This window comes from Haliea sp. E1-2-M8 (assembly GCF_030649675.1).
Taxonomy (GTDB): domain Bacteria; phylum Pseudomonadota; class Gammaproteobacteria; order Pseudomonadales; family Halieaceae; genus Haliea.
This window is the reverse complement of sequence record NZ_JAUTDR010000007.1, coordinates 12,489-30,400: the sequence shown is the minus strand read 5'-3', so window position 1 is coordinate 30,400 and position 17,912 is coordinate 12,489. Positions and strand designations below refer to the sequence as shown.

The 17,912-nt window shown below is 62.7% G+C and carries 16 protein-coding genes, 1 tRNA gene and 1 pseudogene; 3 read left to right on the top strand and 15 right to left on the bottom strand.

Annotated elements, in window-relative coordinates; all coding sequences use genetic code 11:
* Positions 1-197 precede the first annotated feature (197 nt).
* Both Q6D67_RS21760 and Q6D67_RS07450 read right to left on the bottom strand, forming a co-directional pair.
* The gene (locus Q6D67_RS21760) at positions 198-302 is read right to left on the bottom strand and encodes a JAB domain-containing protein (protein ID WP_370551938.1); all 105 of its coding nucleotides are present in this window, start codon (positions 300-302) and stop codon (positions 198-200) included.
* A 127-nt stretch (positions 303-429) separates the two neighbouring features.
* Positions 430-2,616 (bottom strand): choice-of-anchor U domain-containing protein, encoded by a 2,187-nt coding sequence (locus tag Q6D67_RS07450; RefSeq protein WP_304704965.1) that lies wholly within the window; start codon positions 2,614-2,616, stop codon positions 430-432.
* A 255-nt stretch (positions 2,617-2,871) separates the two neighbouring features.
* On the opposite strand from Q6D67_RS07450, the pseudogene Q6D67_RS21755 reads away from it, so the two are divergent.
* Positions 2,872-3,027 (top strand): annotated as a pseudogene (locus Q6D67_RS21755) (transposase); the annotation flags it as partial.
* Positions 3,028-3,310: 283 nt separating this feature from the next.
* On the opposite strand, the gene Q6D67_RS07440 reads toward Q6D67_RS21755, so the two are convergent.
* The 10 genes from Q6D67_RS07440 to rlmE form a co-directional block, all read right to left on the bottom strand.
* Complete coding sequence (locus tag Q6D67_RS07440; protein WP_304704963.1) at positions 3,311-3,631, bottom strand: type II toxin-antitoxin system death-on-curing family toxin; 321 nt, start codon at positions 3,629-3,631, stop codon at positions 3,311-3,313.
* On the bottom strand, positions 3,580-3,996 hold the full coding sequence (locus tag Q6D67_RS07435) for a virulence RhuM family protein (protein ID WP_304704962.1): 417 nt from the start codon (positions 3,994-3,996) through the stop codon (positions 3,580-3,582). Before Q6D67_RS07435 ends, Q6D67_RS07440 begins: the two co-directional genes overlap by 52 nt.
* Entirely contained in the window at positions 3,993-5,282 is a 1,290-nt protein-coding gene (locus tag Q6D67_RS07430; protein ID WP_304704961.1) for an integrase arm-type DNA-binding domain-containing protein, read from the bottom strand. The genes Q6D67_RS07435 and Q6D67_RS07430 overlap by 4 nt, the downstream gene beginning before the upstream one ends.
* Before the next feature lie 179 nt (positions 5,283-5,461).
* Positions 5,462-5,547: transfer RNA gene (locus tag Q6D67_RS07425), tRNA-Leu, on the bottom strand.
* Between the two features lie 27 nt (positions 5,548-5,574).
* Positions 5,575-5,946 carry a preprotein translocase subunit SecG gene (secG, locus tag Q6D67_RS07420; RefSeq protein WP_304704960.1) on the bottom strand — a complete coding sequence of 124 codons (372 nt, stop codon included), beginning with the start codon at positions 5,944-5,946 and terminating at the stop codon, positions 5,575-5,577.
* Positions 5,947-5,987: 41 nt separating this feature from the next.
* Positions 5,988-6,740 carry a triose-phosphate isomerase gene (gene tpiA / locus Q6D67_RS07415; RefSeq protein ID WP_304704959.1) on the bottom strand — a complete coding sequence of 251 codons (753 nt, stop codon included), beginning with the start codon at positions 6,738-6,740 and terminating at the stop codon, positions 5,988-5,990.
* 53 nt (positions 6,741-6,793) lie between these two features.
* Positions 6,794-8,152, bottom strand: a complete 1,359-nt coding sequence (glmM, locus tag Q6D67_RS07410) for a phosphoglucosamine mutase (RefSeq protein ID WP_304704958.1) — start codon at positions 8,150-8,152, stop codon at positions 6,794-6,796.
* Positions 8,149-9,009, bottom strand: a complete 861-nt coding sequence (gene folP / locus Q6D67_RS07405; RefSeq protein WP_304705096.1) for a dihydropteroate synthase — start codon at positions 9,007-9,009, stop codon at positions 8,149-8,151. The genes glmM and folP overlap by 4 nt, the downstream gene beginning before the upstream one ends.
* Before the next feature lie 81 nt (positions 9,010-9,090).
* Positions 9,091-11,019 carry an ATP-dependent zinc metalloprotease FtsH gene (gene ftsH, locus Q6D67_RS07400; RefSeq protein WP_304705095.1) on the bottom strand — a complete coding sequence of 643 codons (1,929 nt, stop codon included), beginning with the start codon at positions 11,017-11,019 and terminating at the stop codon, positions 9,091-9,093.
* 166 nt (positions 11,020-11,185) lie between these two features.
* Positions 11,186-11,824 carry a 23S rRNA (uridine(2552)-2'-O)-methyltransferase RlmE gene (gene rlmE, locus Q6D67_RS07395; RefSeq protein WP_304704957.1) on the bottom strand — a complete coding sequence of 213 codons (639 nt, stop codon included), beginning with the start codon at positions 11,822-11,824 and terminating at the stop codon, positions 11,186-11,188.
* 117 nt (positions 11,825-11,941) lie between these two features.
* Here rlmE and yhbY point away from each other — a divergent pair, with 117 nt between their 5' ends.
* The gene (gene yhbY, locus Q6D67_RS07390; protein WP_304704956.1) at positions 11,942-12,253 is read left to right on the top strand and encodes a ribosome assembly RNA-binding protein YhbY; all 312 of its coding nucleotides are present in this window, start codon (positions 11,942-11,944) and stop codon (positions 12,251-12,253) included.
* 147 nt (positions 12,254-12,400) lie between these two features.
* Positions 12,401-12,742 (top strand): hypothetical protein, encoded by a 342-nt coding sequence (locus Q6D67_RS07385; RefSeq protein WP_304704955.1) that lies wholly within the window; start codon positions 12,401-12,403, stop codon positions 12,740-12,742.
* Positions 12,743-12,869: 127 nt separating this feature from the next.
* Here Q6D67_RS07385 and greA read toward each other — a convergent pair whose 3' ends face one another.
* From greA to carA, 3 genes are read right to left on the bottom strand one after another with little or no spacing between them, the layout of a single operon-like run.
* Positions 12,870-13,346 (bottom strand): transcription elongation factor GreA, encoded by a 477-nt coding sequence (gene greA, locus Q6D67_RS07380; RefSeq protein ID WP_304704954.1) that lies wholly within the window; start codon positions 13,344-13,346, stop codon positions 12,870-12,872.
* Positions 13,343-16,564, bottom strand: coding sequence for a carbamoyl-phosphate synthase large subunit (gene carB / locus Q6D67_RS07375; protein ID WP_304704953.1), 3,222 nt, complete (start codon positions 16,562-16,564; stop codon positions 13,343-13,345). Before carB ends, greA begins: the two co-directional genes overlap by 4 nt.
* 6 nt (positions 16,565-16,570) lie before the next feature.
* Entirely contained in the window at positions 16,571-17,713 is a 1,143-nt protein-coding gene (gene carA, locus Q6D67_RS07370) for a glutamine-hydrolyzing carbamoyl-phosphate synthase small subunit (RefSeq protein WP_304704952.1), read from the bottom strand.
* Positions 17,714-17,912: the final 199 nt, after the last annotated feature.

Genomic DNA, 17,912 nt, shown 5'->3' with positions numbered 1-17,912 from the left:
TTGTGTCAGTTTAGTCCTAGGTTTACGCGATGATCAATAGTGTTTCACTCGGCATCTGGGGCAGGTGTCTGGCGGTTCACCAGTGGCATGGCGGAGATGGTGTCGACAGGCACCAACGGGCCTGGGAGGCCGATGGCAAGGGTCTGGTATCGAAGCCAGAAAGAAAAAAGCTGCACCGTTTCCGGCACAGCATCACTTCAAATTTGGCCCTTCTCAGCGATGGGGTACACGCCATCCGTACCCACGATTATGGGGTCTAGGACCCGGACATCGACAAGCTTCAGTGCTTCCTGTAGGCGGATGGTGGTCCTGAATCCGACAGCAGGGGCGCGACGGCCCGAAGGAAATCGGGCCGTGCGGAAGAGTCAAAACCAGGAAAAACTGCTGCGGTTAATCCTGCCCCAGCAATGCGGCAGGATCCGCGGGCGATCAGGCGCTGCCAAAACGGCCTCGGTGGAAGTACACGAGGAGGCCCATCAGCAGCGACAGCACGACCAGCAGCCAGGACGGCAGAGAGGGTATCGGCACGGAGGAGCCGGAATGTCCGATCGGCGGCACCGCGGTTGAGATGGGGTCGACTATGATGCCGTTGGCCATTCCATCAACGTCTAGCGCCCCACCGTCGGTGATCGAGTAGGTGATTACCGACCCATTGATGACGGCATTGATAGGAGCACTCCAGCCCTCTTCCATGGTGACCTTGTGCACCCGGGACCCCTCGGGGAACGGCTGGCCAAAATCGATGGATATCTCGACGGTCTCGCCAGCATTGCATCCGGCAAGTTCAAAGCCCACCGCCCTGCCCAGCGAGATGAGATCGTTCGGCTCGGGATGCGGCGCGTCCGAATCAAACTTGGTCTCGTCGATTGAACAACTCGAATTGACCGACTCTGGCGTGATGCTCATGGACACCGGCTCACCTTCGGTACCGCCACCAGTGTCGGTGATTGCCTTCGGGAACGGATCCTCGTCATTCGGAAGCCCATCGCCGTCGCTGTCGCCTGCAGCAACGACAAGGATTTCCCGAAGAGCCTTGGAAGGCCAACCACCACTGTTGGTCGCGGTCGCCTTGGCAGTGAAGGCACCCTCCCCGAGCGCCCTGCCCTGGAGATTGAGAGTCCAATTGTCGCCGTCGCTGGTCAGTTGCGAGCTGCCGGCCAGTGAGTAGTTGATGCCCCCCAATTCGATTGTGAAGGTCGCCGTTGCGCTCGACTCGAAGGTTCCCTGGATTATGAGCGTATCGTCTGTGGTGATGAAATCTCCACCGGTGCCGGTGTCTTCGGTGACCGACACGAAGGTTGGCAAGGCGGGGGCTTCGACGACTTCGATTGCCTGCGTGGCGGTGAACGTCTCGCCTCCTTCGACCGCCGTGGCTGTCACCGTATACATGCCAGTTTCGAGGGTTGTGCCGGTGACGTCCAACACCCAGTCATCACCGGAATTCGTCAGCAGAGCGTCCTGGGGCGCGACTCCGCCCAGAGTGTGGAGCACGCCGTTGAATTCGACCGTGAAACTGGAAGCGGAGGAGGCCGAGAGCAGCCCGTGGATCAGCAGCGTTGTATCACTGGTGCGGAAATCGTTTTGCGACAGACCGTCGTCCTCGGCAATGCTTTCTATTGAGGCAGCCACGATCTTCAGGGTAATCGTATCGCTGACGACAACTCCGTTGTTGTTCTGCACGGTTGCGGTCACCTCGTGGTTGCCCGCATCGATAGGTCCGGGCAGCGCCAGGACCCAGTCATCGCCGTTGATTTCGAGTTCAGGATCGCTCAGCGTAAAGGGAGTTGCGCTGAAGGTGACCGTAAGGGTGCTGGCGTCGGAGTTGGCGCTGTCCACGGTACCCGTGATCGCCCCCGAGCGCGGAGAGGCCACAAAATCGTTTGTGGAGAAGCCATTGTCGCCCACGAAAGATTCGATCAGGATGGTCGGCACGGCGCCGAAGAACACCCGGCAGCCACTAGCCACCGTGATCAGGCCTTGCTGAATCGCAGGTTCAGGCTCGAAGGTGGCTGTGATCGTGGGGGTGCTGTTCGGGGGCTGCACCGCGTCCCAGGCCCCGACTCCGTCGTAGAAGCCACGGTAGGTTCCCGACTGGACAGTCGCGACGGTCGCGGACTGGTGTGAATAGGTTACGTTGTTCTGCCCGCTAATATCCGTCAGCGTGGCCCCACCATCGTCAGTAAAGAAATAGTTGACGCCGGGCTGAAAACCGGCGTCCGCGATGTCGGTATTGGCGTTGCCATCCTGTTGGTAGAACACAGTGGAACCCAGTTCGATGTCACTGGGCAGCGTGATGTTTGCGGTGTCCTTGCCCGGCCAGGTGAAAAAGTTGGTTTCGTTGCGAATCTCACCACCGGTGCCGTAGGCCTCGACAGTATAGGCGTCTACATCTGCGGGATCTCCACCCGCCTCAAGGGTGTACAGTGAGAATGCGCCCTGAGGCGAAAGCGCTCGAGAATGCCAGGAACCGTAGTACCACTCGAGGGTGCAGCTCCCGTCGCCCTCGTCGACGAGATCAAAACCGACGGAGTTGGTATGGGCGTAAGCCGAAGTGGTTGCAACAAAGAGTAAGAGAAAGGCCGTCACCAGGGAGACGGCTTTTGACAAGACTGGCATGGGTTGCCCTTTTATTCGAGATTGCAGTTCGAGACGGTGAGGATCGCGAGCCGCTAGTTCCTATATGGAGCGGCCAGAACCCTGACATTCCGAGAGAGTATCGAGTTTGACCCACTTATTTCTGGGCAGTGTACGGAGCCCAACGCAAACGGGTCAACCTATCTTGCGGATTTTTCTGATATTCAGGAACCGGGTCACAGGAAAAGCCCAGTGCACGGCCACGCCGCCAGTTCGTTTGTACATCGCTAATCGACCTGGCTCTTCATCATTAACGGGGGCATCCACAACCAGCTGGAAATGATCTCGAAGATGGCCTATGGCTTCAGGAACTTTGAGAATTGTCGCTTGAGGGTGCTGACCCGACAAGATGTTGATATGGCGATCACGGGACACCAATCCCGGTCGACCTGAATGTGTCTGGCCATAGACAGCACGGTGTGTTTTCGGCAGAAAACTGGCCCGTGCAAACCAACGGTTAGCCAGCCCAAGGCTGGGTAGAGTGGCCTCCTGAGTGAAAGGGGCAGAACACACTGACCGTCAGTGCGCGCTGCGAGGTGGGAAGATGGACCCCGGTCGAAAAAACCTGACCGTGGCGTTGGCTGGGCCCCGAGGAACGCCGTCGACAGTCCCGGTACTGCTGGTGACTGTCTATCCTGTTTGCCAAAGGCGGGAAGTGTTGGTCTTCAGTCATGCCTCAGTCCTCGTCCACCGCCGGCTCGTGCAGCAGGATGAAGTGTTCAATCAATCGGATCATCAAAGTTTTCTGGTCCGGCAGGCTCTCCGCCACCAGCAAGGCAAGGGCCACCAGGGTATTGTCGTTGATCAACTGCTCTACCGGCTTCGCCAGCAACGCCTGATTGCGGCGCAGGTACCACAGGAACAGGAAGGAGCCGCAGCGCTTGTTGCCGTCGGCCAGCGGGTGGTTCTTGATCACGAAGTACAGCAGGTGCGCGGCACGGGTGGCTACGTTGGGATAGAACAGCTCGTCACCGAAGCCCTGCTCAATCGTAGCCAAGGCCGACGCCAGACCCTCACCACGCACCTGGCCGAACAGTTCCGGGTGGCCCACTGTCGAAATTGTACACCGCGCTGAGACTTGACCCGGTAACCTACGGAAATGATGACATCGAGGTTGTAGTAGTCGATCTGATAGGTCTTGCCGTCTGCAGCAGTTGTTGCATTTTTTGCAACAACTGCCTCCCGCTGGAGTTCGCCCTCGGTGAACACATTGCGAAGATGGCGGGAGATGACCGACTTGTCGCGCTGGAACAATGCAGTCATCTGGTCCAAGCTCAGCCACGCCGTATCCCGCTCCAGCGCCACCTCCAACTGAGCGCTGCCATCCTGGCTGGTGAATATCTGTACTTGTAGATCACTCATGGCTTCGCCACCTCACTGAGCCCGCTGCCGTCAGCCTGTGCCCGGCTTCCCGTACCAAAGCTGCCCGGCACCACATTGGAGCGCCCACTGCGCAACTGATCCAGGTAATTCCCCCACCACTGCATCATCTCCCGCCGCTCATCGAGGTAGCGGGCATGGTGGGTATAGGCGGCGCGCACGCCGTTGCGCTCCATGTGGGACAGCTGGCGTTCGATCGCGTCCGGGTTGAAGCCGGTCTCGTTGAGGATGGAGGCCGCGGTGGCGCGGAAGCCGTGGGGGACGGCCTTGCTCTTGCCGGGCACGGTGCCGTCGTAGCCCAGCTTGAAGATCGCCCGGCGCATGGTGTTGTCGCTCATCGGTTCCTGCCGGTTGCGCTCGGAGGGGAAGACGAGGGCAAAGCGCGCGGTAATGGGCTGGACCCGGGCAATCACGGCGACGGCCTGCAGTGACAGGGGCACCAGGTGATCCGAGCGCATCTTCATCCGCGACGCGGGAATGCGCCACAGCCGGTCGCCCAGGTTGAACTCCTCCCAGCGGGCACCGCGCAGCTCGCCGGAGCGGACGAAGGTGAGTACCAGCAGCTGGATTGCCAGCTGGGTCAGCAGGCGTCCCCGGTCCCCGTACTCCTCCAGGGCCTGCAGGAACCCGGGCAGTTCCTCCCGGGGCAGGGAGTGGCGGTGGTTGGAGATACGGGTCTTGAGGATGCCGGTGAGTTCGGTCGCCGGGTTCTGGGTCAGGCGGCCGGTCTGCACGGCGTAGCGGCAGACCCGGCGGATATCCTGCAGCACGCGGGAGGCGACATCCAGCGCGTCCCGCTGCTCGATCTTGCGCACCACCGCAATGACGTCCTGGGGCTGGATGCCCAGGATCGGCTCGCTACCCAGCGTCGGCAGCACGTCGCTTTCCAGCCGGCCCCAGACCCGGGCGGAGTGATCCGCGGTCCATGTACCCCGCTGTTGCTCCCACCACTCCCGGGCCAGGACGCCGAAGGTATTGCCGGTGTCGAGCAGCCGCTGGCGCTTCTCCTGCTTCTTGGCCTGCCCGGGATCGACGCCGTTGGCGAGCTGACGCCGGGCGTCCAGCACCGCCTCACGTGCCGCTTTCAGCGACACTTCCGGGTACACCCCCAGGGCCAGGGTCTTCTGCTTGTCCAGGTAGCGGTATTTGAGGCGCCAGTATTTGGCGCCATTGGATTTCAGGAGCAACCGCAACCCCTTCTCGTCCGTCAGCCAGACGTCTTTCTCCTGCGGTTTCAGCTGCCTGATCTGGGTATCTGTGAGCGCCATTTTTGGTGCTACCTCGGAAAAATTGAACCGGGATAGCACTAAATATAGCACCGTCCTTTCCAGGCAGCCAATGGACGCCCTCGGCGGCGCCTGGAACAGCCACAACGAAAAAAGCCCTGTATAAACAGGGCTTTATCGGACAATTCAGGACTTTCTGGGACGTTCCTGGATGACTCAAATGGTGCCGAAGGCGGGACTCGAACCCGCACAGGCAATGCCCACTACCCCCTCAAGATAGCGTGTCTACCAATTCCACCACTTCGGCAAAAAAACGAGGTTACTTACCTCAAAACTACAGCTCCGGCACATCGGCACCCGAGGGCACCGCGGCGGGATCGGCATTATCCACGGTTGGCAGGTCGGAATCCAGTACCGGCACCATACGTTCCTCTGCAGCCGGAATCACCAGGTCCAGTTCGTCTACCACCGCGGTCTTCTGGGAGGCCAACATCGCCAGACCGAAGCTGGTAACAAAGAACAACACCACCAGCCAGGCTGTGGCTTTGGTCAACGCATTGGAACTGCCGCCACTGCCAAACAGCGTCTGGGAAGCGCCTGCTCCAAAGGAAGCACCGACGTCCGCTCCCTTGCCCTGCTGCAGCATGATGAGGCCGATGATGGCCAGTGCGATCAGCAGATGCACTATAAGAATAATCTGTTCCATAACACCTTCGCCCGCAAGGGCTTCCTGATCAATTTGCCAACCTACTGTGGCCCACCCGCGGCGGCCACAATCTGCCGGAATTCATTGGCATCCAGGGATGCCCCGCCAACCAGGGCGCCGTCAATATCCGGCTGCCCGAACAACTCTGCCGCATTCGCGGCCTTGACACTGCCGCCATACAAAACACGCATGGCGTCCGGGTCGGCCCCGGCAATCTCGCCCAGCTGCGCGCGAATAAATGCGTGCATGTCCTGGGCCTCTGCTGGCGTCGCCGTGAGGCCGGTGCCAATCGCCCACACCGGTTCGTAGGCGACCACCACCTGCTGCAGCCCCGCCTGAGCCTCCAACGCGCCGCGCAACTGTCGCGACACCACGTATTCCGCCTCGCCAGCCTCGCGCTCTTCCTGGGTTTCACCAACACAGACCACCGGCAGCAGGCGTGCCTGCAGCGCGGCGGCAAGCTTGGCAGCGACCAGGTCGTCGGATTCACCGTGATACTGGCGCCGCTCGGAATGACCGAGAATGACCCAGCGACAGCCGAGGTCCAGCAACATTTCCGCGGAAACTTCCCCGGTGAACGCCCCTGCAGTCATATGGCTGCAATCCTGGGCGCCAACGCTGACGGCGGTGCCTTCGCACAGGTTCAACGCCTGCTGCAGGTGCACAAACGCGGGGCAAACCACGACCTCGGCGGCCTGGGATTCGCCAGCAACGGCGATCTCCTTGAGCAGCCGCCTGACGCTGCCCCGGGTGCCATGCATCTTCCAGTTGCCCATCACTAGCGGTCGACGCATTGAGTGCCCCCGGCGGCAAATCGGGCCGCAATGTTACCCAAGTTGGTGACCTCTTACAAGGCAGCCCGCAGAGCTGCCGCAACGTCGATCGCGAGCCCCTCGCAGAGGCGCTCTACTTCGACGGCATCCTCACCCTCCACCATCACTCGCACCAGTGGCTCGGTGCCAGAGGGCCGCAGCAGCACCCGGCCGCGGCTGGACAGGGCCTGCTCGGTGGCCTTGACCGCGGCCGCGACCGCGGGCAGCTCGGCGAGTACAAAGCGGCCGTTGACCGGTACATTAATCATGGCCTGGGGGCATTTGCGCATGCCGGAGCGCAGTTCTGCCAGGCTGCGCCCGGATTCCCTGAGCGCTACCAGCACCTGCAAGGCCGCCACAATGCCGTCGCCGGTAGTGGTGTGGTCGGCGCAGATGATATGGCCCGAGGACTCACCGCCCAGGCGCCAGCCGTGGGCTTCCATCAGTTCTTTCACGTAGCGGTCGCCGACCCGGGCGCGGACGAACTCCAGACCGAGGTCGCGCAGGGCCAGCTCCAGACCCAGGTTGGACATCAGGGTACCGACCACGCCGGACTCGGAAGTGCCATTGACCGCCCGGTGGGTTGCGATGATATAGAGCAATTCGTCGCCGTCCACCAAACTGCCATCGACGTCAATAAAGAGCACGCGATCGCCGTCGCCGTCGAAAGCAATACCGATATCGGCGCCGGTGTCCCGCACCAGGGCGGAGAGCTGGGCGGTATCCGTTGAGCCCACGCCTTCGTTGATGTTAAAACCGTCGGGTTGCACGCCCATACTGACCACCTCGGCGCCAAGCTCCACCAGCACATTGGGTGCTATGTGGTAGGTCGCGCCATGCGCACAGTCGACAGCGATCTTCAAGCCGCGCAGGGTGAAGCTGTCGGGGACGGTGGCCTTGCAGAACTCGATATAGCGGCCCGCGGCATCCGCCACCCGCACTACCTTGCCGATATCCCGCGACGGCACTACCTCCAGAGCGCACTCCAGTTCGCGCTCTATGGCGTGCTCGATGTCGTCGGGGAGCTTTGAGCCCTGGGAGGAAAAGAATTTGATGCCGTTGTCGTAGTAGGGATTGTGCGACGCGCTGATGACAATACCCGCGACTGCGTTCTGGGTGCGGGTCATCAGGGCCACCGCCGGGGTCGGCATCGGGCCCAGCAGTTTCACGTCCACGCCAGCGGCCACCAGGCCCGCCTCCAGGGCGGACTCGAACATGTACCCGGAGACCCGGGTGTCCTTGCCGATAATGACGGTATTGTGGGCGCCATTGCGCGCCAGGCGGGCAAAAACCCGGCCGCAGGCCCAGCCCAGCTTGAGCATGAAATCCGGGGTAATCGGGGCTTCACCCACTCTGCCGCGAATGCCGTCTGTGCCGAAGTACTGTCTACTCAATGCCGCCCCCACTCTCTCATAGCTGCACACATGGCCAGCGCATCCACTGTCGCCGCCACATCGTGAGCACGCACTATAGCTGCACCGCGCTCAACTGCAAGCACGGCCAGCGCCAGGCTGGCCGCCAGGCGGTCCCGGGGCAGCCCCCCCTGAGGCGGGCCCCCCTGAGGCGGGCCCCCCTGAGGCGGGCCCCCCTGAGCATCCCGCGCCAGCACTTTGCCTATCAGCGACTTGCGCGACAACCCCACCAGCAGCGGCAGCCCTTCAAGCGCCAGCTCCGGCAGGCGATCGAGCAGCTGCAGATTGTGGGCCACGGTCTTGCCGAAGCCAAAGCCGGGATCCAGCAGCAGACGCTGACGGTCGATCCCGGCGCCGACACAGGCTGCGATGCGCCCGGTCAGAAAGTCGCGCACCTCGGCGACAACGTCCGCGTAGAGCGGCTCGGCCTGCATGGTGTCGGGCTGCCCCTGCATGTGCATCAGGCACACGGGCAAGCCGGTCGCGGCAGCAGCCTCCAGGGCACCATCGCGGCCCAGCGCGCGCACATCGTTGATCAAACCCGCACCCAGGGTGGCGGCGTCGCGGATGACGGCGGCGCTGCTGGTATCCACGGAAATAATGACGTCCAGCTCCGCCGCGATGCGCTCCACCAGCGGCAGGACCCGGTCCTGTTCCTGCTGCAGGGACACGGGGGCCGCACCGGGGCGGGTGGATTCGCCACCGATGTCGAGGATGGCTGCACCCTCCTCACAGAGCCTGCGCGCATGGGCGAAGGCCTGTTCCAGGTCGAGGGCGCCGTTGCGGTAGAGGGCGCCGCCGTCGGAGAAGGAGTCGGGGGTTGTATTGACGATGCCCATGACCACCGGCCGGGACAGATCAAGCAAACGCCCGGCGCAATCAAGGGCCGGGCGCTGGGAAGTGCTCACAGGGGTTGCGCGTCAGTGTTCGCCGGCGGGGCCGCCAATGGGGCTGCCGGCTTCGCCTTCCTGCCCCTTGCTGGCGCGGGTATCGGGCTTGTCCGGCTTGCTGCCGCCGGCGGTGCCGCCCCAGTCACTGGGCTCACGCGGGGTGCGCCCTTCCATGATGTCGCCGATCTGGTCGGCATCAATGGTTTCGTACAGCATCAGGGCATCGGCCATGGCGTGCAGCTTGTCGATATTTTCCTCGAGTATCCGCTGGGCGGTGGCGTAGCACTCGTCGATGATGCTGCGCACCTCCTCATCGATCGCCTTGGCGGTCTCGCCAGAGATGGACTTGTTCTGATGCCCGGCGGAGCGCCCGAGGAAGATCTCCTCTTCGGCTTCGTCGTACATCAGCGGCCCCAGTTTTTCCGACAGGCCCCACTTGGTGACCATCTTGCGCGCGATCTCGGTCGCCCGCTGGATATCGTTGGAGGCACCGGTGGTAACACCGTCCTTGCCCAGCGTCATCTCCTCGGCGATACGGCCACCGAACAGGCTGCAGATCTGGCTGATAATATGACGCCGGCTGTGGCTGTAGCGGTCCTCTTCCGGCAGGAACATGGTTACGCCAAGGGCGCGACCGCGAGGAATGATACTGACCTTGTAGACCGGGTCGTGCTCCGGCACCAGGCGCCCGACAATGGCGTGCCCCGCCTCGTGGTAAGCGGTATTGCGCTTCTCTTTCTCCGACATGACCATGGATTTGCGCTCCGCGCCCATCATGATCTTGTCCTTGGCCATCTCGAACTGGGTCATGCCCACGGTGCGCACCCCGGTACGGGCTGCAAACAGGGCGGCTTCGTTCACCAGGTTGGCGAGGTCGGCACCGGAGAATCCGGGTGTGCCGCGGGCGATCTTGGAGGGCGCCACGTCTTCCCCCAGTGGCACCTTGCGCATGTGAACCTTGAGAATCTGCTCGCGGCCGCGGATATCGGGCAGGCCCACCACGACCTGGCGGTCGAAGCGGCCGGGGCGCAGCAAAGCCGGGTCCAGGACGTCGGGGCGGTTGGTGGCGGCAATGACGATAACGCCGTCGTTGACCTCGAAGCCGTCCATTTCCACCAGTAACTGGTTCAGGGTTTGCTCGCGTTCGTCGTGACCGCCACCGAGGCCGGCACCACGATGGCGGCCGACAGCATCGATCTCATCGATGAAAATGATGCAGGGGGCCTGTTTCTTGGCCTGGTCGAACATGTCCCGCACCCGGGACGCACCGACGCCGACGAACATTTCCACGAAATCGGAACCCGAGATCGAGAAGAACGGCACCTTGGCTTCGCCTGCGATCGCCTTGGCGAGCAGGGTCTTGCCGGTACCGGGCTGGCCGACCATCAACACGCCGCGGGGAATGCGGCCACCCAGTTTCTGGAATCGACCGGGATCGCGCAGGAACTCGACCAGCTCCTGCACGTCTTCCTTGGCTTCGTCGACACCGGCCACGTCGGCAAACGTCGTGGTGATCTGGTCTTCACCGAGCAGGCGCGCCTTGCTCTTGCCGAAACTCATGGGGCCGCCGCGGCCGCCCGCACCGCCCTGCATCTGGCGCATGAAGAACATGAATACGGCGATGATGATCAGGATCGGGAAACTGGCTACCAGCAGCTGGGTCCAGACGCTCTGCGTCTCGGGCTTGCGACCGATAACCTCGACATTGTGCTGCAACAGGTCGTCGATCAGCTTGGGATCTTCGACCATCGGGCGGATAGTCTCGAAGCGCGTGCCGTCGAAGCGCTCACCATTGATGGTGAGGCCGTCCACCACGACCTTCTTGATCTGCTCGTTCTGGATTTCCTGGATGAAATCCGAGTAGCCGACCTGCTGGGTCGGGCTCTGCATGTTGAAATTATTGAATACCGACAGTAGAACCGCAGCAATCACCAGCCATAAGAGTAAATTTTTCGCCATATCATTCAACGCTGTGTCCTCACCAAAAAACCACCCCGCAGGGCGGACGTGACAGCCTGTTTCTCCCTGATTATAGCCGGTTATACGGATGCGCCCGGAAAGGGGCTCATTGCAACGGCAGACAAAGACTTCCAATGTACACTACATGGGTCCGCGACTCCACGTTTCAACCCTCGCCAGCCCAGCCCCGAAACTCCTTTGCCACGAGGTAGACCTCGCGGGACCGGGGCCGGGACGCCTTGGGCTTGCGCGTCAGCACCTTGCCAAACAGCGCCTTGGTATCGCGAAAAATCTCGTCGAACCCCTCGCCCTGGAACACTTTGGCCACAAAGGACCCACCCGGGGCCAGCACCTGCCGCGACATATCCAGAGCCAACTCAACCAGATACATAGACCGCGGCTGGTCGACAGCGTTCACTCCGCTCATGTTGGGCGCCATGTCGGAGATCACCACCTCCACCGGCGCAGCGCCCAGTGCCGTGAGCACCTGCGCGAACACTGCGTCTTCGGTGAAATCACCGAGGATGAATTCAACGCCGGCGATGCTGTCCATGGGCAGTATGTCCGAAGCCACCACGCGGCCGTGGTGGCCGACCAGCTGCGCCGCCACCTGGGACCAGCCGCCGGGGGCACTGCCCAGGTCCAGCACGGTCATGCCGGGCTTCAGCAGGCGGTCTTTTTCCTGTATTTCCAACAACTTGAAGCAGGCCCGGGAGCGATAACCCTCGCGCTGGGCGCGCTGCACGTAGGGGTCGTTGCGGTGCTCCCGGAGCCACGCCTTGCTGGAGGATGTCTTCCTGGCCATGAATGCCCTTGCTGCGCCGACCGCTGCCGGTGATGGTGAATGCGGGAACTAGGCGTCAGGCCACTGCTTGTGTAGACTGTTCGCCCCCAAAACTCGCCATTGTAGCGCGGAAACCCCATGAGCAAGAAAGCCAGTCTGGACCAAAAACAATTGCGCGCCATAGGCCACAAGCTGAAGCCGGTGGTCACAGTTGCGGGTAATGGCCTGAGCGACAACGTCCTGCAGGAAGTCCAACGGGCGCTGGACGACCACGAACTGATCAAGGTGAAGATCGCGGTCGGCGACCGGGAGGCCCGCAGTGCCGCAGCCGCCGCCCTCTGCGCCGAGACTGGCGCCACTTTGGTGCAAAGCGTCGGCAATATCGTGCTATTGCTGAAGCGGGCGAAAAAGCCGGATCCGCGGCTGTCCAATCTGATTCGGGTGCTGTAGCCAGGCTCTCGCCGGATCCTCCGCAGCGCCACTGTCCAGTAACCTGGACACGCACCCCGAAAAGGTCGACTAACACCGCAGGGGCACTTCCCATCGGGACAGACCGGGGCTAGGATTGAGCGACAACAGGAACGCGGACACCGATCCATGGGAGACATACTTGATTTCCCCTCCCAGCGCGCCCAGGGCATGGCGTGGCTGGACCGAGAACTGCGCAAGCTACTGGCTTCGCGCGGCGCGGACCAGGCATTGATCGACTTCGCCGCCACCCAGCTCAGCAACATCTACAGCGAACTCGGCGACTCCGAACAGCAGAGCATCAGCGTCACCCTGCCGCCGGGCCTGACCGATGCCGAGCGCGAGCAGCTGTATCGTGATATCGATGAAGGGCTGGCCAACATGCGCCGGGAGAATCACGCCCTGCTGGTGCGGCTGATGGCGCGTCTGGTACTGACCGAGCTGAAACTGTTCCAGCGCGAGCGGGGGTAATGAGAGGCCATGGGGACAGGTCTCGCAGGCGAGACTTGGATGAAGCTATGGGGACAGGTCTCGCAGGCGAGACCTGGATGAGGCTATGGGGACAGGTCTCGCAGGCGAGACCTGTCCCCATCCTCTTTTAGATGTGCAGCACCTCGCCGATCTCGTATTCGATATCCCCGGCGGGAGCCCTGACCACCACAATGTCACCCTCCTCCTTGCCAATCAGGGCGCGGGCAATGGGGGAGCCCACTGAGATCAGGTTGTTTTTGACGTCGGCTTCGTCTTCGCCAACGATGCGGTAGGTCACCGTCGCATCGGTGTCGACATTGATCAGCTCTACCGTAGTGCCAAAAATAACCTTGCCGGTACGCGGGATCGTGGTGACATCAATCACCTGGGCGTTGCCGAGCTTGCCCTCGATATCCTGGATCCGTCCCTCGGCAAAGCTCTGCTGCTCGCGGGCGGCGTGGTACTCGGCATTTTCCTTCAGGTCGCCGTGCTCCCGGGCCTCGGCGATGGCCTGGGTGATGCGCGGGCGCTCGATCCGTTTGAGCCGGTCCAGCTCTTCCCGCAGGCGACGCTCACCGCTGACTGTCATGGGTACCTTGCTCATACACCGATACTCCTGTGCAGGTCCTGCAGCCTGCGCACCGTCTTGTCTGTCTCCAGTTTCAACGACATGCACATGGCCTCGGCCGCGGCCAGAGTCGTAGTGTAGAACACCCGGTGCTGCTCCGCACTGGCGCGAATGGGCGCCGAATCCGCGGTGGCGCGCCGACCTTCCGTGGTGTTGATGATCAGGTCCGCCTCGTCGTTCTTGATCATGTCAACGATGTGCGGACGCCCTTCGAGTACCTTGTTGACCCGGCGCACTTCCAGCCCCGCCGCTTCCAGCGCGTTGGCGGTGCCACTGGTCGCCGCCAACTTGAAGCCCAGGGACACCAGTTGGCGGGCCACCTGAACCGCGCCGGGCTTGTCCACGTCGCGCACGCTGATCAACGCGGTACCGCTGCGCGGTGGTGGTTCGCCGGCACCGAGCTGGGCCTTGGCGAATGCGCCGGCAAAGGTGTCGCCGGTGCCCATCACCTCACCGGTGGAGCGCATCTCCGGCCCCAGGATCGGGTCCACCCCCGGGAACTTGTTGAACGGCATTACCGCTTCCTTCACCGAGTAATAGGGCGGAATGATCTCTTGGGTGAAGCCCTGGGACGCCAGGCTCTGGCCCGCCATGCAGCGCGCTGCGACCTTGGCCAGGGACACGCCGATGCACTTGGACACAAAGGGCACCGTGCGCGAGGCCCGGGGGTTGACCTCGATCACGTAGATTTCGTCGTCCTGCCAGGCCAGCTGCACGTTCATCAGGCCTTTCACCCCCAGCTCCAGCGCCATTTGCCGGACCTGCTCGCGCATCGCGTCCTGCACTTCCGGGGCCAGGTTGTAGGGGGGCAGGGAGCAGGCGGAGTCACCGGAGTGCACGCCCGCCTGCTCGATGTGCTGCATGATGGCGCCGATCACCACGTGTTCGCCGTCGCTGACCGCGTCGATATCCACTTCGATCGCGGCGCTGAGGAAGGAGTCCAGCAGCACCGGTGCGTCGTTGGATACCTGCACCGCGTCGCGCATGTAGCGCAACAGGTCTTCCTCGCGGTAGACAATTTCCATGGCGCGCCCGCCCAGCACATAGGAGGGCCGCACCACCAGCGGGTAGCCGATGCGATTGGCGGCTTCCAGCGCCTCGTCGACGCTGCGCACGGTGGTATTGGCGGGCTGCTTGAGGCCCAGCTTCTGGATCATCTTCTGGAAGCGCTCGCGGTCCTCGGCGCGGTCGATGGCATCCGGGGAGGTACCGATAATGGGCACCCCCTGGGCCTCGAGGTCGCGGGCCAGCTTCAGCGGGGTCTGGCCGCCGAACTGCACGATCACGCCGACCGGTTGCTCCAGGTCGATGATTTCCAGCACATCCTCCAGGGTCACCGGCTCGAAGTACAGGCGGTCCGAGGTGTCATAGTCGGTGGAGACGGTTTCCGGGTTGCAGTTGACCATGATGGCCTCGTAACCATCCTCGCGCATGGCCAGGGCTGCGTGCACGCAGCAGTAGTCGAACTCGATACCCTGGCCAATGCGGTTGGGACCGCCACCGAGCACCAGGATCTTGTCGCGCGCGGTGGGATTGGCCTCGCACTCTTCCTCGTAGGTTGAGTACATGTAGGCGGTGGCGGTGGCGAATTCCGCGGCGCAGGTATCCACCCGCTTGTATACCGGGCGCACGCCCAGCTGCTGGCGGTGCCTGCGGATCGAGCGCTCACTGACCCCAAGCAGTACCGCCAGGCGCGCATCGGAGAAGCCCTTGCGCTTGAGGCGGAAGATGGCATCGCGGTCCAGCTCGTTGAGGGAAACGGTCTTGAGGCTGTTTTCGGTGCGCACGAGGTCCTCGATCTGCACCAGGAACCAGGGATCCACCCCGGAGAACTGGTAGACCTCGTCCACCGTCATCCCGGCGCGGAAGGAGTCACCGATGTACCAGATGCGATCCGCACCCGGGATAGTGAGCTCGCTGATAAGGATTTCGCGGGCATCCTCGGCATCCAGGTCCACCATGTGTTCGAAGCCGGCGGAGCCCACCTCCAGCCCGCGCAGGGCCTTCTGCAGCGACTCCTGGAAGGTGCGCCCGATGGCCATCACCTCGCCCACGGATTTCATCTGCGTGGTCAGGCGGGGGTCGGCGGCAATGAATTTCTCGAAGGCAAAGCGCGGGATCTTGGTGACCACGTAATCGATGGCGGGCTCAAAGGATGCCGGGGTCGCGCCGCCGGTAATATCGTTCTGCAGCTCGTCCAGGGTATAGCCGACAGCCAGCTTGGCGGCGATCTTGGCAATGGGGAAGCCGGTGGCCTTGGAGGCCAGGGCGGAAGAGCGGGACACCCGCGGGTTCATCTCGATAATGACCATGCGCCCGGTTTTCGGGTCCATGCCGAACTGCACGTTGGAGCCGCCGGTCTCGACGCCGATTTCACGCAGCACCGCCAGCGAGGCGTTGCGCATGATCTGGTATTCCTTGTCGGTGAGGGTCTGGGCCGGGGCCACGGTGATGGAATCGCCGGTGTGCACCCCCATGGCGTCAAAGTTCTCGATCGCGCAGACAATGATGCAGTTGTCGTTCTTGTCCCGCACCACCTCCATCTCGAACTCTTTCCAGCCGATCAGGGATTCGTCGATCAGCAGTTCGTTGGTGGGCGACAGGTCCAGGCCGCGGGTGCAGATCTGCTCGAACTCGTCGCGGTTGTAGGCGATACCGCCGCCGGAGCCGCCCATGGTGAAGGAGGGGCGGATGATGCAGGGGAAACCGATCTGGTCCAGGACCTGAAACGCCTCTTCCATGCTGTGGGCCAGCGCCGCGCGCGGCGTTTCCAGACCAATGCGCTTCATCGCCTTGTCGAACAGCTGGCGGTCTTCCGCCATGTCGATGGATTCCTTGGTGGCGCCGATCATCTCGACGCCATATTTCTCCAGCACGCCCTCCCGGTCCAGGTCCAGGGCGCAGTTGAGCGCGGTCTGGCCACCCATGGTGGGCAGCAGGGCGTCCGGGCGTTCCTCTTCGATAATGCGGGCGACCGTCGACCAGGTAATGGGCTCGATGTAGGTGGCATCCGCCATGGCCGGGTCGGTCATGATGGTGGCGGGATTGGAGTTCACCAGGATCACCCGGAAGCCCTCTTCCCGCAGCGCCTTGCAGGCCTGGGCGCCGGAGTAGTCGAACTCGCAGGCCTGGCCGATGACGATGGGCCCGGCGCCGAGGATCAGGATACTTTGGATATCAGTTCTTTTAGGCATGGCGAATCAGCGGTTTCCTGCTCTTGCGACAATGAGCTCAATGAAATGGTCAAACAGCGGCGCCGCGTCGTGGGGACCCGGGCTCGCTTCCGGATGGCCCTGGAAGCTGAAGGCCGCCTTGTCGGTGCGGTGGATACCCTGCAGCGTGCCGTCGAACAGGGACACGTGGGTCACCCGCAGATTGTCCGGCAGCCCGGCCTCATCGACGGCGAAGCCGTGGTTCTGGCTGGTTATCAGCACGGTGCCGTCGTCCAGGTTCTTGACCGGATGGTTGGCGCCGTGGTGGCCGAGGCTCATCTTGACGGTACGGCCACCGCTGGCCAAAGCCAGCAGCTGGTGGCCCAGGCAGATGCCGAACACCGGGATGTCGGTCTCCAGGATTGCGCGGATGGCGCGGATCGCGTAGTCGCAGGGCTCCGGGTCGCCGGGGCCATTGGCCAGAAACACCCCGTCCGGGGCCAGTGCCAGTACTTCGGCGGCAGGCGTTTTGGCCGGCACCACGGTAAGGCGGCAGCCGCGGTCCACCAGCATCCGCAGGATGTTGCGCTTGGTGCCGTAATCGTAAGCTACCACGTGCCAGGGCAGTTCCGCCTCGGGGCGCTCGCTGTGACCGACGCCGTGCTGCCAGCTGCCCTCACGCCAGGAGTAAGGTTCCGCAACGGACACCTCCTGGGCCAGGTCCATGCCCTTGAGGCCGGCGAAGCCGCGGGCCTGGGCCAGGGCGGCTTCCTCATCGAGGTCGGCACCGGCCATGATGCAGCCGTTCTGGGCGCCCTTGTCGCGCAGGATCCGGGTCAGGCGGCGGGTGTCGATATCGGCGATAGCGACAATATTGCGCCGCTGCAGATAGCTCTGCAGGTCTTCCTGGTTGCGGTAGTTGCTGGCCATCAGTGGCAAGTCGCGGATCACCAGCCCCGCGGCCCAGATGTTCGCGGACTCCTCGTCCTCGTCATTGGTGCCGGTATTGCCGATGTGGGGATAGGTCAGGGTAATGATCTGCCGGGCATAGGAGGGATCGGTGAGGATCTCCTGGTAGCCGGTCATCGCGGTATTGAACACCACTTCGCCGACCGAGGCGCCTTCAGCACCTATCGCCACGCCTCTGAAAACAGTGCCATCTTCAAGGGCTAACAGGGCTGGACTGGACAAGAACACCTCCAAGATTCAGCGGCAAACCTTTGCTGCGGGCGCCCGAAAAAAAGCGAGATGGGAAGACCACATCTCGCTTTTTCTCATAGAATCAGCTCTGGTTATTCACAGGTGCAAACGAAGTCCGGGGCGCAGTCCGGACTCGGGAAATCTGGGCGCAGATTGTAGGGGATACCCCCAGCAGTGTCCAGCGCGGATA

Excerpts from the sequence above, each read along its gene's own strand:
- folP (WP_304705096.1), bottom strand. The coding sequence starts at position 9,009 with ATGGGCATCGTCAATACAACCCCCGACTCCTTCTCCGACGGCGGCGCC.
- rlmE (WP_304704957.1), bottom strand. The coding sequence starts at position 11,824 with ATGGCCAGGAAGACATCCTCCAGCAAGGCGTGGCTCCGGGAGCACCGC.
- carB (WP_304704953.1), bottom strand. The coding sequence starts at position 16,564 with ATGCCTAAAAGAACTGATATCCAAAGTATCCTGATCCTCGGCGCCGGG.
- Q6D67_RS07430 (WP_304704961.1), bottom strand. The coding sequence starts at position 5,282 with ATGGCGCTCACAGATACCCAGATCAGGCAGCTGAAACCGCAGGAGAAA.
- Q6D67_RS07385 (WP_304704955.1), top strand. The coding sequence starts at position 12,401 with ATGGGAGACATACTTGATTTCCCCTCCCAGCGCGCCCAGGGCATGGCG.
- greA (WP_304704954.1), bottom strand. The coding sequence starts at position 13,346 with ATGAGCAAGGTACCCATGACAGTCAGCGGTGAGCGTCGCCTGCGGGAA.
- Q6D67_RS07435 (WP_304704962.1), bottom strand. The coding sequence starts at position 3,996 with ATGAGTGATCTACAAGTACAGATATTCACCAGCCAGGATGGCAGCGCT.
- secG (WP_304704960.1), bottom strand. The coding sequence starts at position 5,946 with ATGGAACAGATTATTCTTATAGTGCATCTGCTGATCGCACTGGCCATC.
- tpiA (WP_304704959.1), bottom strand. The coding sequence starts at position 6,740 with ATGCGTCGACCGCTAGTGATGGGCAACTGGAAGATGCATGGCACCCGG.
- ftsH (WP_304705095.1), bottom strand. The coding sequence starts at position 11,019 with ATGGCGAAAAATTTACTCTTATGGCTGGTGATTGCTGCGGTTCTACTG.
- Q6D67_RS07450 (WP_304704965.1), bottom strand. The coding sequence starts at position 2,616 with ATGCCAGTCTTGTCAAAAGCCGTCTCCCTGGTGACGGCCTTTCTCTTA.
- yhbY (WP_304704956.1), top strand. The coding sequence starts at position 11,942 with ATGAGCAAGAAAGCCAGTCTGGACCAAAAACAATTGCGCGCCATAGGC.